Origin of the sequence: Hydrogenophaga sp. PAMC20947 (assembly GCF_004795855.1) — a bacterium.
GTDB lineage: Bacteria > Pseudomonadota > Gammaproteobacteria > Burkholderiales > Burkholderiaceae_C > Hydrogenophaga.
Genome location: NZ_CP039252.1, coordinates 577,628 through 592,200 on the forward strand (window position 1 = coordinate 577,628; position 14,573 = coordinate 592,200).

At 62.5% G+C, this 14,573-nt stretch carries 14 protein-coding genes; 2 read left to right on the top strand and 12 right to left on the bottom strand.

The features are described from left to right. Positions 1-21 precede the first annotated feature (21 nt). Positions 22-1,500, top strand: coding sequence for a SulP family inorganic anion transporter (locus E5678_RS02640; protein ID WP_136177088.1), 1,479 nt, complete (start codon positions 22-24; stop codon positions 1,498-1,500). A gap of 12 nt (positions 1,501-1,512) precedes the next feature. Next, complete coding sequence (locus E5678_RS02645; RefSeq protein ID WP_136177089.1) at positions 1,513-2,379, top strand: universal stress protein; 867 nt, start codon at positions 1,513-1,515, stop codon at positions 2,377-2,379. Positions 2,380-2,418: 39 nt separating this feature from the next. Here the strand turns inward: E5678_RS02645 and tolA are convergent, their stop codons facing one another. The 12 genes from tolA to E5678_RS02710 form a co-directional block, all read right to left on the bottom strand. Further along, on the bottom strand, positions 2,419-3,366 hold the full coding sequence (gene tolA / locus E5678_RS02650) for a cell envelope integrity protein TolA (protein ID WP_136177090.1): 948 nt from the start codon (positions 3,364-3,366) through the stop codon (positions 2,419-2,421). 26 nt (positions 3,367-3,392) lie between these two features. Then, on the bottom strand, positions 3,393-3,842 hold the full coding sequence (locus tag E5678_RS02655) for a biopolymer transporter ExbD (protein WP_136177091.1): 450 nt from the start codon (positions 3,840-3,842) through the stop codon (positions 3,393-3,395). A gap of 51 nt (positions 3,843-3,893) precedes the next feature. Beyond that, on the bottom strand, positions 3,894-4,589 hold the full coding sequence (tolQ, locus tag E5678_RS02660; RefSeq protein ID WP_136177092.1) for a protein TolQ: 696 nt from the start codon (positions 4,587-4,589) through the stop codon (positions 3,894-3,896). A 66-nt stretch (positions 4,590-4,655) separates the two neighbouring features. Next, positions 4,656-5,096, bottom strand: a complete 441-nt coding sequence (gene ybgC / locus E5678_RS02665) for a tol-pal system-associated acyl-CoA thioesterase (protein WP_136177093.1) — start codon at positions 5,094-5,096, stop codon at positions 4,656-4,658. 278 nt (positions 5,097-5,374) lie between these two features. Continuing rightward, entirely contained in the window at positions 5,375-6,595 is a 1,221-nt protein-coding gene (locus tag E5678_RS02675; protein WP_136180601.1) for a pyridoxal phosphate-dependent aminotransferase, read from the bottom strand. Between the two features lie 29 nt (positions 6,596-6,624). Further along, entirely contained in the window at positions 6,625-7,143 is a 519-nt protein-coding gene (gene nusB / locus E5678_RS02680; protein ID WP_247596892.1) for a transcription antitermination factor NusB, read from the bottom strand. 5 nt (positions 7,144-7,148) lie between these two features. Continuing rightward, entirely contained in the window at positions 7,149-7,613 is a 465-nt protein-coding gene (ribH, locus tag E5678_RS02685) for a 6,7-dimethyl-8-ribityllumazine synthase (protein WP_136177095.1), read from the bottom strand. 29 nt (positions 7,614-7,642) lie between these two features. Then, positions 7,643-8,785: a bifunctional 3,4-dihydroxy-2-butanone-4-phosphate synthase/GTP cyclohydrolase II gene (gene ribBA, locus E5678_RS02690; protein ID WP_136177096.1), complete on the bottom strand. Its 1,143-nt coding sequence runs from the start codon at positions 8,783-8,785 to the stop codon at positions 7,643-7,645. Next, positions 8,782-9,435 carry a riboflavin synthase gene (locus E5678_RS02695; RefSeq protein ID WP_136177097.1) on the bottom strand — a complete coding sequence of 218 codons (654 nt, stop codon included), beginning with the start codon at positions 9,433-9,435 and terminating at the stop codon, positions 8,782-8,784. Before E5678_RS02695 ends, ribBA begins: the two co-directional genes overlap by 4 nt. A gap of 115 nt (positions 9,436-9,550) precedes the next feature. After that, the gene (ribD, locus tag E5678_RS02700) at positions 9,551-10,693 is read right to left on the bottom strand and encodes a bifunctional diaminohydroxyphosphoribosylaminopyrimidine deaminase/5-amino-6-(5-phosphoribosylamino)uracil reductase RibD (RefSeq protein ID WP_247596893.1); all 1,143 of its coding nucleotides are present in this window, start codon (positions 10,691-10,693) and stop codon (positions 9,551-9,553) included. 32 nt (positions 10,694-10,725) lie between these two features. Continuing rightward, entirely contained in the window at positions 10,726-11,154 is a 429-nt protein-coding gene (locus E5678_RS02705; protein WP_136177099.1) for a type IV pilin protein, read from the bottom strand. 16 nt (positions 11,155-11,170) lie between these two features. Further along, positions 11,171-14,554 carry a PilC/PilY family type IV pilus protein gene (locus E5678_RS02710; protein ID WP_168708473.1) on the bottom strand — a complete coding sequence of 1,128 codons (3,384 nt, stop codon included), beginning with the start codon at positions 14,552-14,554 and terminating at the stop codon, positions 11,171-11,173. Positions 14,555-14,573 lie beyond the last annotated feature (19 nt).

The following is a 14,573-nucleotide window of genomic DNA, read 5'->3' on the forward strand; positions in this document are numbered from 1 at the left end:
CTGCGGGCTGGAGTACTGGATTTGTTCCAAAATTTTCGCCAAGACTGGCTGTCCAACGTCCGCAACGACGTGCTCGCAGGCCTTGTGGTCGCGCTGGCGCTGATCCCCGAGGCCATTGCGTTTTCCATCATTGCGGGTGTGGATCCCAAGGTGGGGCTCTATGCCTCGTTTTCGATCGCGACCATCATTGCCTTCATGGGTGGGCGCCCCGGCATGATCTCGGCGGCCACAGGCGCCATGGCGCTGGTGATGGTTTCTCTGGTCAAAAGCCACGGACTGGACTATTTGCTGGCCGCCACCGTGCTCACGGGTGTGTTGCAGGTGATCGCCGGCTGGGTGCGGTTGGGGGTGCTGATGCGCTTTGTTTCGCGCTCGGTGGTGACGGGCTTTGTCAACGCCCTGGCGATCCTGATTTTCATGGCCCAGTTGCCTGAGCTGACCAACGTGACCTGGCATGTGTATGCGATGACAGCAGCCGGCCTGGGCATTATTTACGGGCTGCCTTATCTGACCAAGGCCGTGCCCTCCCCGCTGGTGACGATCGTGGTGCTGACGGCGTTCGCCATGCTCATGGGTCTGGACATTCGCACGGTGGGTGACATGGGCGAATTGCCCGACAGCCTGCCGGCTTTTTTGATTCCTGACGTGCCTTTCACCTGGGAAACGCTGCAGATCATCTTCCCGTACTCGCTCACCCTCATGGTGGTGGGCCTGCTGGAGTCCCTGATGACGGCGACCATCGTCGACGACCTCACCGACACCAAGAGCGACAAGAACCGCGAGTGTGTGGGGCAGGGCGTGGCCAACGTGGCCACCGGCTTCATCGGAGGCATGGCCGGCTGCGCCATGATCGGCCAGAGCGTGATCAATGTGAAGTCGGGTGGTCGCGGGCGTTTGTCCACGCTGGTCGCCGGTGTGGTGTTGCTGATTCTGGTGGTGTTCCTGGGCGAATGGGTCAAGCAGATTCCCATGGCTGCTCTGGTGGCCGTGATGATCATGGTGTCCATCGGCACCTTCAACTGGGGTTCGTTCCGCAACCTGGGCGAGCACCCCAAGAGCTCCAGTGCCGTGATGATCGCCACCGTGATCGTGACTGTCGCCACGCACGATCTGGCGAAAGGCGTGCTCACGGGTGTGCTGTTGTCGGGCTTTTTCTTTGCCCACAAGGTCGGCCAGATCCTGCGCGTGAACTCACTCGCGCAAGACGAAGGACGTCAGCGCAACTACCGCATCAGCGGCCAGGTCTTTTTTGCTTCGGCCGAGCGTTTCATCAACGCGTTTGATTTCAAGGAAGTGATCGATCGGGTGCAGATCGACGTCAGCCGGGCCCATTTCTGGGACATCACGGCGATCAGTGCGCTCGACAAAGTGGTGATGAAGTTTCGCCGCGAGGGCACCGAGGTGGAGGTGGTCGGTCTCAACGAAGCCAGCGCCACGCTGGTGGACAAGTTCGCCGTACACGACAAGGACGGCGCCGCCGACCTGATCACCGACCACTGACCGGAGCTCCACATGACACCCGAACAACGCGTTATCGCCTGCGTCGACCAGTCTGCGTATGCGGACACCGTGACCGACCACGCCGCCTGGGCCGCCTTGCAGATGGGCGCCCCTCTGGAGCTGCTGCACGTCATTGACCGCCATCCCGAGACAGCGCAAAGCAGCGACCGCAGCGGGGCCATTGGCCCCGATGCGCAGCAGGCATTGCTGACCCAGCTGAGCCAGGAAGATGAAGCGCGCGTCCGCGCCGCCCGCGAGCAGGGGCGGCTGTTTCTCAACCGCTTGCGCGAGCGTGCGCTGGCCGCCGGTGTGCCTGTGGTGGATGTCCGCCAACGCCTGGGTCACCTGGATGAAACCTTGCAAGAGGTGCAAAACGAGGCCCGCCTCGTGGTCATGGGGCGCCGCGGCGCATCAGCTGCCGAGGGTGAACGCTCGCTGGGCAGCAACGTTGAGAGTGTGGTGCGCGCCTTGGCTCGCCCCATCCTGACGGTGGGGCAAAAAGCCTTCAAAGCACCCGAGCGTGTCTTGCTGGCTTTTGATGGCAGCGCCATCACCCGCAAAGGTGTCGAGATGGTCGCTGGCAGCCCGCTGTTTCGCGGCCTGCCGGTCCACCTCGTGATGGCGGGGCTGGATGCTTCAAGCGGTCAAAAGGACATGGACTGGGCCATTGCGCATTTGCGAGAAGGCGGCATCGATGCACAAGGCGTCTGTGTGCCCGGGGATCCCCAGGAGGTCATTTTGCGGTCCATGGAAGCGCAGGGCGCCGACTGGCTGCTGATGGGTGCCTACACCCATTCACCCTGGCGCAAGCTGTTTTCCAAAAGCCGCACCAGTGGCTTGTTGGCATCCGTGGGCAAGCCGACGCTGTTGTTGCGCTGAGCGGGCCGCGCCGGAACTCGTCCGGGGCTCTGCGTTTCTTCAGTCGCGGGGCCGCATCACTATGGTCAGCTGCGAAGGCACCCGGCCGTCCACGTCGCGTGGCATCTTGCCCGTGCGATCGATCGCCGCCAGCGCGGCTTTGTCCCATGCGGCATTGCCGCTGCTGCGATCCAGGCGCCGCGAGATGATCGTGCCATCGGGTGCGCTGCGCACCTCAATCTCAGCCTTGGGGTTGCCAGGCGTATCTTCGGTCCACAGCACATTGGGCCGGACTGCGGCGTTGACCCGACCTGCGTAGCTGCTTGAAGGGCCGCTCGAGCGCTGGGCAGTGCCGGTGGCATTGGCGTCGCCGGTGGCGCCCGCCTGGCCCATCATGCGGCGCATGTTTTCTGCGCGCAGTTTTTCAGTCGCCGCTGCGGCCTGCTGTTCGCGCTTGGCCTTGTCGTCAGCTTTTCTTTGCTGATCGGCCAGTTTCGTTTCTTTCTCTTTCTCTTTATCCAGCCGTTCCTGTTTGGCTTTCTCCGCCTTTTCGGCCTTTTCGGCTTTGTCCTTCTCAGCCTTGTCTTTTCGAGCTTTCTCCGCCTTTTCGTCCGCGGCGCGTTTCTGATCTTCGAGCTTTTTCTTTTTCGCTTGTGCCGTGGCGATATCCGCAGCCCGGGTGTCGGGCTCTGGAGCCTCTACCTTGGGCTCAGGCTTGGGTTCGGGTTTTGGCTCGGGCTTGGGTTCAGGTTTCGGCTCGGGCTTGATCTTGGGCTCACGAACCGGCGGCGGTGGCGGTGGCTCGACCGCGCGGGGTGCTGCGCGCTGGGCCACGGCCGACCACAGCTCAACGTCAAAACTCACCGGTTCCGCATCCGTCTTCCAATGCACGCCCCAGGTCAAGGCACCGATCAGCAAGGCATGGGCGGCGAGCGCCAGCACCAGCGGCATCGACCAGCGCGAGGTACGTGGTGGTTTGAGGTCGAGGGTGTCGGCGGTGATCTGCATGCAGTGTGTCGGGGCTGGATCGGGTGTCAGCGCGTGGTTTGCACCGACAGGCCAATGCGGCTCATGCCGGCGCGTTGCAGGGTGTCCATGGCTTTCACCACGGTTTCGTATTTGATGCTCTTGTCGGCGCTGATCACCACGGGCACCTGGCTGGCTTCAACGCCTTCACTGGCGGCCGCTGTCTGCAGAGCCTTCACCTCTTCGGCCAGCCGATCGATCTTGATTTCGCGGCCGTCGCCTTTGGCATTGCCTTCGCTGATCTCAATGATTTCGTCTTTGTCGATGCTCACGCTGACAAACGTTTTCGGCGTTTCCTTGCCTTGCCCCACACTGGGAACTTCAATCTGGCTCGGCGAGATCAGGGGGGCTGTGACCATGAAAATGATCAGCAGCACGAGCATGACATCAATGAACGGGACCATGTTGATCTCGTTCTTGGTGCGGCGCACCCGCCCGCGGGCGTATCCAGAAGCCATATCAGAAGCTCACAATCCAGAAAAAGGGGCGTTGGCTTGTCTGCGCCATCCTCAATGACCTGACGCCGACTGGTGGTTGCCCAGGTTGCGCTGCAGGATGTTGGAAAACTCTTCCATGAAGGTTTCCATGCGGTTGGCCACGCGGTCGATATCGGTGGCAAAGCGGTTGTAGGCCACCACGGCCGGGATGGCCGCAAACAAGCCGATGGCGGTGGCCACCAGTGCTTCGGCGATGCCGGGGGCCACGGTAGCGAGGGTCACTTGGGTCATGGCGGCCAGGCCGGTGAAGGCGTGCATGATGCCCCAGACCGTGCCAAACAGGCCCACGTAAGGGGCGACCGAGCCCACCGTTCCGAGGAAGGACAGGTTGGTTTCAAGCACGTCGAGCTCGCGCTGGAAGCTGGCGCGCATGGCCCGGCGGGCGCCGTCAAGCAGTGTGGGGTTGTCGGCGATCTTGCGCTCACGCAGTTTGTGGTACTCACGCATGCCGCTGGCGAAAATACGCTCCATCGGGCCACCGTGGCGGGCGCTCTGCGCTGCGGCCGCATACAGGTCATTGAGGTTGGCGCCCGACCAGAATTCGCGGTCGAAATCTTCGTTGTGGGCGTTGACGCGCTTGAGCGCGAAAACCTTGCGGAAGATGGCGGCCCAGCTGACGATGGACACCAGCATCAGAATCGCCACCACGGCTTGAACCACCCAGCTCGCGTTGAGCATCAGCTGGACGATAGAAAGGTCTTGGTTCATGTGGGATGGGAGCGGTTGAGAAGGAAAAGGTTCAGGATACCAAGTGGCGCCAGTGGCACCAATGGATCAGTCGGCAGAAACGGCACCGGGCACGATCTGGCGCAACACCGCTGTCGGAATGCGCCGGGGCCGCATGGCAGCGCCGTCCACCCACCCAATGCGGATGGTGCCTTCGCAGAGCACGATGTTAGCGTCTCCAGCGTGCTCGGGTTTCAGGAGCACACGCTGCACCATTGTGAGGGATGCGCGGCCGGCTTCTTGAACGTGCGCCGTAACCAAAAGCAAATCGTCGAGCCGTGCCGGACGCAAGTAACGCAGGTGTGTGTCGGTGACCACAAACATGCCACCGGTTTCATCTCGCAGGCGCTGCTGCCCTATGCCCAGGCTGCGCAGCCATTCGGTGCGTGCACGCTCGAAAAACTTGAGGTAGTTGGCGTAAAAGACGATCCCGCCGGCGTCGGTGTCTTCCCAGTAGACCCGTACGGGCCAGGTGAATGTTGCCCCCACGCTTGCCGCTGCGCGTGGTTCGCTGCCCCCCAAGGGGGCTGAGCTGGCTTGGGGTGGCCCTGCGCTGCGCTCGGTCGCCCCCACACTTCCCGCTGCGCGTGGTTCGCTGCCCCCCAAGGGGGCTGAGCTGGCTTGGGGCGGCCCTGCGCTGCGCTCGGTCGCCCCCACACTTCCCGCTGCGCGTGGTTCGCTGCCCCCCAAGGGGGCTGAGCTGGCTTGGGGCGGCCCTGCGCTGCGCTCGGTTGCTCTCTCGCTCTGCGCTGCGATGAGCGGCGTCTTCACAGAGCGGACTCCAGGCGGGCGATCGCTTCGCGCAGCTGATCCATGCTGTTGGCGGTTGAAAACCGGAGGTAACGCCCCGGATCAGCCTGGCCAAAATCCCGCCCGGGCGTGGTGGCCAACTGGCAGCGCTGCATCAGCTCGAAAGCGAGGGCCCAGCTGCCACCTTCGGGCCGATCGGCCGTGGCGGGCGGCAAACCCCAGCGTTCGCACAGAGCCGAGACATCGGCCCAGGCGTAAAACGCACCATCGGGCATCACGGGTACCGTCAGGCCCAGGCGGTTGAGTTCCGGTATGAAGTAGTCGCGTCGGGCTTTGAAGGCGGCACGGCGGCGTTCGTATTCTTTGAGGCTTTCAGGATCGAAGCAGGCCAGCGCGGCGTGTTGCGCGATGGTGCTGGCGCAGATGAACAGGTTTTGTGCCAGGCGCTCGGCCACGGGCACCAGCGCCGGCGGCAGCACCAGCCAGCCCAGGCGCCAACCGGTCATGTTGAAGTATTTCGAGAAGCTGTTGATGCTGATCACATCATCGCCCAGCCCATCGGGCAGGCCCAGCGCGCTGTGGCCGTAGGCATCGTCGAAGCTCAACCCTAGGTAGATCTCATCGACCAGGGTCACACCGCCGCGCTCGCGCACGAAACGGGCGATTTTCTCCAGCTCCTGCCGTGCGATCGAGGTGCCCGTTGGGTTGGACGGCGATGCCAGCAGCACCCCCCGTGTGGCGGGGCCCCAGGCCTGCTCCACCTGGGCCGCACTGAGCTGAAAGCGCTCTGCGGGCCCGGAAGGAAGCAAGACCGCGCGGCCTTCCGCTGCCTGCACAAACTGCCGGTTGCAGGGGTAGCTCGGGTCGGGCATGAGCACTTCATCGCCCGCTTCGACCAGGGCCAGACACGCCAGCTGCAGTGCGGCCGAGGCGCCTGCGGTGACCACGATGCGCTGGGGGTCGATGTCCAGTCCAAAACGGCTGGCATACCAGCCGCTGATCGCGCGGCGCAAGGCTGGCAGGCCGGTGGCCTGGGTGTATTGGCTGCGTCCGTCGCGAATGGCACGGTTGGCAGCCTCTTGAACCAAGATGGGCGCGGTGAAATCCGGTTCGCCGATGTTGAGGTAAATCATCGGCCGCTGGTCCGGTCCGGCCTGAGCGGCCATGTCTGCCGCAGCTTTGGCCAGCTCCATCACATAAAACGGCTCCACGCGCTGAGCGCGCTGTGTGATGCGCATCGCCGGGGAGGACTCAGGCGCTCTGGCGTTCAAAGGTTGCTGCCTTCAGGGGCCGGCGCTGGTTTGCCACGTGGTGCTGCCGCTGCGACCTCCAGCGGACGCAACTGGGCGGCGAGCTTGTGCAAAACGCCGTTGACGTATTTGTGGCCATCGGTGCCACCGAAAGATTTCGCCAGCTCGATGCATTCGTTGAGCACCACGCGCCAAGGCACGTCCAGGCAATGCTGAAATTCGTAGGCGCCCATCCACAGGACCCCGCGCTCAATCGGCGACACCTCCACCAGCGGCCGGTCGAGCATGGGTGTGATCAACGCGTCGAGCGAATCGGCCTGGGCGATGCAGCCGTGCAACACAGCGTCGTAGTGCACGCTGTCGGCCTTGTGAAAGCCCGCCAGATCGCGTGTGAACAGATCGATATCGGTGGCATCGTTGCGACCCACGATGTATTGGTACAGCGCCTGCAGCGCAAATTCACGGGCGCGGGTACGGGCCGATTTGTCGGATGCCTTGCGCGCCTTGGGCGTGCTATCGGCGTGGGAATCGGTCATGTTCATTATCCAATCTGTTCCAGCACATGGGCCATTTCAACCGCCACGCGTGCTGCGTCACGGCCTTTGTCTACCTGGCGGGCCACCGCCTGCTCCAGGTTTTCAGTGGTGATGATGGCGTTGGCGATCGGCACCTGGTAGTCGAGCGACAAGCGTGTCACACCGGCGCCCGATTCGTTGGCCACCAGCTCGAAGTGGTAGGTTTCACCGCGGATGATGCAGCCCAGTGCAATCAGGGCGTCGAAATCATCGCGTTCGGCCATGGCCTGCAGCGCCACGGGAACTTCCAGTGCCCCGGGGACCTTGACGTGGGTGATGTGTTTTTCCAGCACACCCAGCTGGAGCAATTCATCGTGGCAGGCTTGGAAGAGCGCATCGGTGATGCCCTCGTTGAAGCGCGCTTGAACGATGCCGATGGAGAGCTTCTTGCCATCGAGCAGGTTGGAGGTGCCTTTGTCTGCGCCAAACATGGTCAGTTCCGTTTCTTGTTGTAAGGGGGTCAGGCAGCGTCGCGCGCCAGGTAACCCGTGATTTCCAGGCCATATCCCGTCATGCTGGGCATGCGGCGGGGATTGCCCATGAGCTGCATTTTTTGCACGCCGCATTCGCGGAGAATCTGGGCGCCCACACCGTAAGAGCGCAGGTCCATGCGGCCCCGCTCAGGTGCGTGTGCCGACCGCGCTGTGCCGTCAAATTGGGCCATCAACTGATCGGCGGTTTCGCCGCAGTTGAGCAAAACCGCCACGCCCGCGCCCGCTTCACTGATGTGGCGCAGGCTGGCCTCAAGGCTCCAGCTGTGCATGGAGCGGCCGACTTCCAGCGCGTCCATTGCCGACAGCGGTTCGTGCACCCGCACGGCAACGCTGTCCTCCGCCGTCCAGCTGCCTTTCACCAGAGCCAGGTGCAGGGCGCCGCTGGGCTGATCGCGAAAGGCCGTCGCGGTGAAGTTGCCAAACGCCGTTTCCAGCGCACGGCTGCTGACCTTTTGCACCAGGGACTCGGTGCGGCTGCGGTGTTCGATCAGATCAGCGATGGTGCCGATCTTCAAACCATGTTCTGCGGCAAACAGCTGCAGGTCGGGCAGGCGTGCCATGGTGCCGTCATCTTTCATGATCTCGCAGATGACGGCCGCCGGCGAGCAGCCAGCCATGGCTGCCAAATCACAGCCCGCTTCGGTGTGGCCGGCGCGCATGAGCACCCCCCCCTCGACCGCTTGCAACGGGAAAATATGTCCGGGCTGCACCAGATCGGTCGGCAAGGCCCCAGACGCCACAGCGGCCTCGATCGTGCGCGAGCGGTCGGCCGCCGAGATGCCGGTGGTCACGCCTTCCGCCGCTTCAATCGACACGGTGAAGGCCGTGCCCTTTTTGTCGCCATTGCGGGCCACCATGGGCGGCAACTGCAGGCGCTCGCAGCGTTCGCGCGTGAGTGTGAGGCAGATCAGGCCGCGCCCGAAACGGGCCATGAAATTGATGGCCTCCGGGGTGACCTGATCGGCCGCCAGCACCAGATCGCCTTCGTTTTCACGGTCTTCTTCGTCGACCAGAATGACCATGCGGCCAGCTCGCATGTCGGCCACGATGTCTTCGATGGGTGAGACTGCAACCGGCGTGTGGTGCGCCATCGATTCGGGTGCGTTCATTCGGATGGGTCCTTGCGTTGGAAAGTGGTGGTCCCGGCGCTGAGCATGCGCTCAACGTAGCGGGCCACAGTATCGATTTCGAGGTTGACGCGGCTACCGGCCTGAAGCTGGCCCAGCGCGGTGTTTTCCACGGTGTGGGGAATGAGGTTGATGCTGAATTCACAGCCTTCGGCGCTGTCAGCGACCTTGTTGACCGTGAGGCTCACGCCATTGATGGTGATCGAGCCTTTGTAGGCCAGGAATTTGCCCAGCTCAGCGGGCGCCATCACGCGCAGCTCCCAGCTCTCGCCCACTTGGGCGAAACGGGTTATTTTGCCGATACCGTCTACATGGCCGGACACAATGTGGCCGCCCAACCGGTCGTTTGCCCGGAGCGCCTTCTCGAGGTTGATGCGGCTGCCGACATCGGCCAGGCCGCTGGTGCGGGCCAGCGATTCAACAGAAATGTCGATGGTGAAGCGTTGCTGGGGCAGATCCAGCGAGGTGACGGTCATGCAGGCGCCATTGAGCGCAATGCTGTCGCCCAGGCCCGCGTCGTCGAGGTAGCCCGGAGGCGCCTCTAGGGTGAGTCGCTTGCCGTGGTCCAAAGAGCTGCCCAGGTCGTGGAGGGCGGCGATCCGTCCCACGCCGGTGATGATGCCGGTAAACATCCGGCTATTTTCGCAGGGTTTCCAGGCCCTTTTGGTCGGACAGGCCTTCAAGGGAGGAAATAAACCCGGGGGGACGGCCGGATGAGGGGCGTCAAGGCTCGCCGGAAGCCACCTCTCAATCGAGAAAGCTGTCGTGTCCGGCTGTCCGAGCCAGCACCCTCAGGTCTTCACCGACCCTGTCGACGGCGTGAAAGCGCAACGACAGCCCATCTTCCAGTCGGGTGAGGGCTGTCATGTGCGACATGCCCATCCCTGGCCCCAGCAGTTTGGGCGCCAGATAGACGAGAAATTCGTCCACCAGCCCTTCGCGCACCAGCGATCCATTGAGCTTGTGCCCGGCCTCCACATGCAGCTCATTGACCTCTCGACGGCCCAGATCCAGCAGCATGGCGGCCAGATTCACCTTGTTGCGGGTGGCCTCGGTGAGTCCAGGCAAATGGATGACGGTGGCGCCCCGTTGCTCCAAGGCCGCGCGCCTTTCAGCATCGTCTTGGGCACAGTAAATCCAGATCTGGCGTGGGATGGCCCCTTGGGCGGGCTCGCCTTCGGTGTCAAACAGCTTGGCCGACACAGGCGTTTCGAGGCGGCTGTCCACAATGACCAGATGGGGCTGGCGTGGGGTGTCCACCAGACGCACGTTCAGGCGGGGGTCGTCTTCGATCACCGTGCCGATGCCGGTGAGCACCGCGCAAGCCCGGGCACGCCAGGCGTGGCCATCGGCCCGGGCCTCAGCCCCCGTGATCCATTGGCTGACGCCATTGTTCAAGGCGGTGGTGCCGTCCAGGGATGCCGCGGTTTTCATGCGCACCCAAGGCTTGCCCCGGACCATGCGGCTGAAGAACCCCAGGTTCAGTTCCCGGGCTTCGCGGGCGGGTGCGCTGTCGGTCGGCATGACTTCAACGTCAATGCCGGCCGCCCGCAAACGCGCGAGGCCTTGGCCGGCGACCAGCGGGTTCGGGTCCAGTGTGGCGATCACCACCTTGGCAACACCCGCCTTGATGAGCGCATCGCAGCAGGGCGGGGTCCGACCATGATGGGAGCAAGGCTCCAGGGTCACATAGGCGGTGCAGCCTTGCGTGGTATTGCGCCGTTCTTGCGCATCGCGCAGGGCCATCACTTCGGCGTGAGGGCCGCCTGCACGCTGGGTGGCGCCTTCTCCGATCACTTCACCATTTGCGGCGAGTAGAACGCAGCCCACCCGGGGATTGGGGTTGGACAGGGACAGGCATGTGCGGGCATGCCGCAGTGCTGTCAGCAAAGGCGAGGGGGACTGATGCGCAGAAGTGCCGCTCAACGCTTCCAGCACTCATCCGTGGTCAAGGAGCCCGAGACCGTGCGTGCGCCGGTATTGCTCAGGGTCATGGTGCCGCATTTGTCGGCGGTTTGTCCGTCAACGCCGGTGGCCGTGAGGGTATATGTGTTGGCGGCAGACACCACCGTCATGGTGTAGCGGCCACCCTCAACGGTCAGCACGCCCGACGGAACATTGGCTGTGACCGGGTAGGCGCCTTGCGCAGTCGCGGCACGCTCCATCCATTGGGCGGTTTGCTGCAGCCCTGATTTGGCCTTGGCGCGGTTTGAGCGCAAGATGTATTCGGAGTAGCTGGGGACGGCAATGGCGGCCAGAATGCCAACCACCGCCACCACAATCATCAACTCGATCAATGTAAAACCACGCTGGCGCAAAAAACCAGAGGAGCCGAATTTTGAATGCTTCATATGGGGCTTCCAGAGATTAGCGGAGCTCACGCCAGTCGGTGCGGGCACCAAAGAGACCAGGGATGCAAAGATCAGCGATCGCCCCTGGGATCACTGTGCCACAGGTGCTCGAGATACAACTCGATCCGGTGCAGGCGCAATCGGCTCCTACGCACTGGCACAGTTTGCTGTTGCACACACAGTCGGCACCGCTGCAGGTTCCACCACAGTTTTCACCAGCGGGGCAGGTGGGGCCATCACAGCCTGTACCGGCTTCACAGTAGGCACCGCCGGTGCCGGTGCCCGTACCGGAGTTGGAACTGGTCGAGCAGTCCGAGCCCGTGCAATTGGCGTCGCTTGATATGGCCCTCTGGCGGCCATTCTTGATGTCGGTCAGCGAGGCGAATTCACCCGTACCAAACGCGGTTCGAGTGGCTGTGGGCGCGGCTTCGCCGAACAGGGGTGTAGAGCCTGCTTTGCCGCTGATGGCGTTCAACGCGGTGATGTAGCCTTTGTCCACAGCGGAAGACAGATCGCAGGTTTCGCCCTCAATGGCCTCTTTGGGCACCACGCTGCCCACCAAGACGGTCGACTCACCGAGGTACAGCGGGTTGGACAAAACCCGCTCGCCCGAGATGGGCAGATCGAGGTACCAGCCGCGTTTGGCGCTGCTGTCGGTGAGGGAGTAGGCGACGGTGTTGCTCGAGGTGCTCACATAGCCGCTGCTGTCGGTGGAGGTCACGGTTTGTGCGACCAGGGCACTGCGCCCGGTAGAGATGCTCGCACCCGACCCCTCGGAGCTCAACACGCTGGTGCCGCTCAGGGCGTAAGTGGTTTTGTCCCAGACCGAATAGGTGGTCTGGACTTGCGGCGAACTGGCGTCCCGGTCAGAGGCAATGAGGTCCTTGCCGGTACCGAACACGACCTGCTTGCCACCGTAGGGGTGGTTCAGCACCACGGGTGCCGCTGTGATGGGCTGGGTAGCGCCACCGGATGTCTTCGCGACATACAGTGGCTGGCATGAGGTGGAGTTGGAGCACACCGAGTCGCCAGACCAGGCACTCACGCCCCAATTGGTGTCACTGGTCTTGATGAGGTTGAACTTCCAGAGGTTGCCTTTGAGGTCACCAGCGTAAACGACGTCCATGGTGCCGTTGCCGTCAACATCCACCGCGCGGGGTGCACCGAGGCCGTTGGTTTGTCCTGTGCTGCTGTTCGCGACAATGGGCTTCAGTTCCTTGGCGCCGTCCAGGTACTGGATCAGCAAAACGGGGCGTTCGTTGGTGCTGTTGTAGCCATTGCCCATGAGGACGGCCCAGCGGCCGTTGTTGAGCTTTACGATTTGCTGAGAAATGCTTTGGGTTCCGTTGTCCAACGTCGGGGCCGCGAAAATATGTCCGATATCCGCGTGCGTCGTGGCGGTGTTGTCCAGGATCACGACGGAACTGTCGCCCGTGCCGGGGTCGGTGAAAGCTGGGCTGGTCACGTCCAGGATGAAATAGCCTTTGCCGCCTGCGCCAAGCGCGCCCACCAAATAGGTCTTCCAGCTGCTGCCGTTGTAGGCATCGCCCGTGAACGGGTGGCCGTCAACGAAATAGCTGTGTGAATAGTCTGTCTGTGTGAAATTGCGCAAATTGGCATAAGCGCCGAGTGGCACATAGGCCAGCACTTCCTTGCCGGTGCTGGCATTGAAACCGTGCAGCATGCCGTCGTTGGCGCCCACATACAAGACCGGCGTCCGGCCGGAGTTGGACGAGCGGAAACTGGCGTGCCCGGTGTAATCGGTGTCCATGCGCAATGGCTTGCCGGTGTACCAGATGTTGGAATTGACAATATCACCCAGACGGGAGTCTCGGTTGCGAAGATAACCGCCGGTTTCGCGCTGTTCTTTGGTGCGATCCCCCCGGAGGAAGTCCACGCGCGCTTCGCCCACCGTGGTGGTGTCGCTGGTCCCATTGCGCAGGACGCTCTTTTGAGTGGCGTCGAGATTGGCCCATTTGAAGCCTTTGCCCACCGTGCCATTGTGTGTCAGCACCACCCGGGTCGATGGGTTAAAGACCGACAGGTCGGTGCTGTTCATCAGCGTGCTGGCGGTCCATGTCGCGGATGTGCTGGGCAGGCCTGTCTTGCTCGCAATGGCATAAGCGGAGAGATCGCCCGTCCAGTTCTCGGAATTGAACTTGGCGATGTAAGCAAATGCACCTGTGGTCAGGCGGGTAGAGCTGGTGGCGATCGAGACCAGCGGCTTGGCCGTTTGCGCGAGAATGTTGCTGAGGATGTCCTGGAAAGCGGCTTGAAGGTCGCTCGGGGTGCGCGCCGGGTAGTATTTACCGCGCCCATTCAAGGCTGCGTGCCAGAGATCAGAAGCGCGTCGTGTGTCGGAACCGGACATCACATCAAGCCAACTCACGGTGCCGTTGAACAGATTGGCGTAGTCGCCACCGTAGTTATCGTCCGTCGTTGCATCCCAGACAGGCGTGGCGCCCCAACTGGTGGCATCGTCGCCAAAACCAATGGTGTATTGGGTAACACCTTGCCAGGTCATGGGGTTGTTTTTAGGGTTCCAGTAAGTGCTGACCGATAGGGCGCCGACCGTTTGTGCCGTGGTGACATCTTTGATGGCGCGAACATCGTTCGCCAAACTGGACTGGAAGTCGGTCGCCCAGTTACGCATGGCCCAGTCGGCCAGTGTTCCCTTGCTGCCACCAAAGCTGTCTCTGTAGAGGCCAGTCTGAGGGTCGGTTGTGCTGTAGGTGGTACCGTCAGGCAGGGTGCGGGTTGTGCCGTCGTAGTTGCCTGCATTGGGTGAAGCCGAACCTGTGTTGTTCCATGCACCGTCGGTCATCAGGATGTGATAACTGCGTCGGCAGGAAAGGTACGGGCTGGCCGTTACCGTGGGTTCCTTGGCAAACAGACTGTTCACCCCTGTTGGGGTCGACATATAGCCATAGACATTCGCCAGCATTTTGTGAGATGGGGTGCCGTTGCTGGGCGTCAGACTGGTGATGAAGTTGTTGAAGTTCGTCCGGTGTGTGCCCGAAAATACTTTGACACTGTTGATTGCGCCTGCACTCAGCGTGGATTGATCGTTTCGTTGGTCCGACGGGCGCGAGTATCGCCCGTTGTCCCACATGGTTTGCCAGCCCAGGCGAATCCGGTCATCGACAATGATGCCTTTGGTGCCGGCAGTGGGGTTTCCAAACGTGTTGATCATGGCCGCTTTCAGGCTGGTCATGCGGGTGGGGATGTCCCAACCCATGCTGCCCGAATCGTCCACCGATACGATGATGTTGGGTGCAGGCTCCCGGGCTCCAGCGCCAGGAGGGGTCTGGCTGAAGGTCATCTGCCCGGCGTGCGCCGAGCTGGTGGCCATCAAGAGAATGGCCGCTGCGGCCAAGTGGTGTCGTTTGAAACGATTCATGGCTGGAATTCCTGTTTTC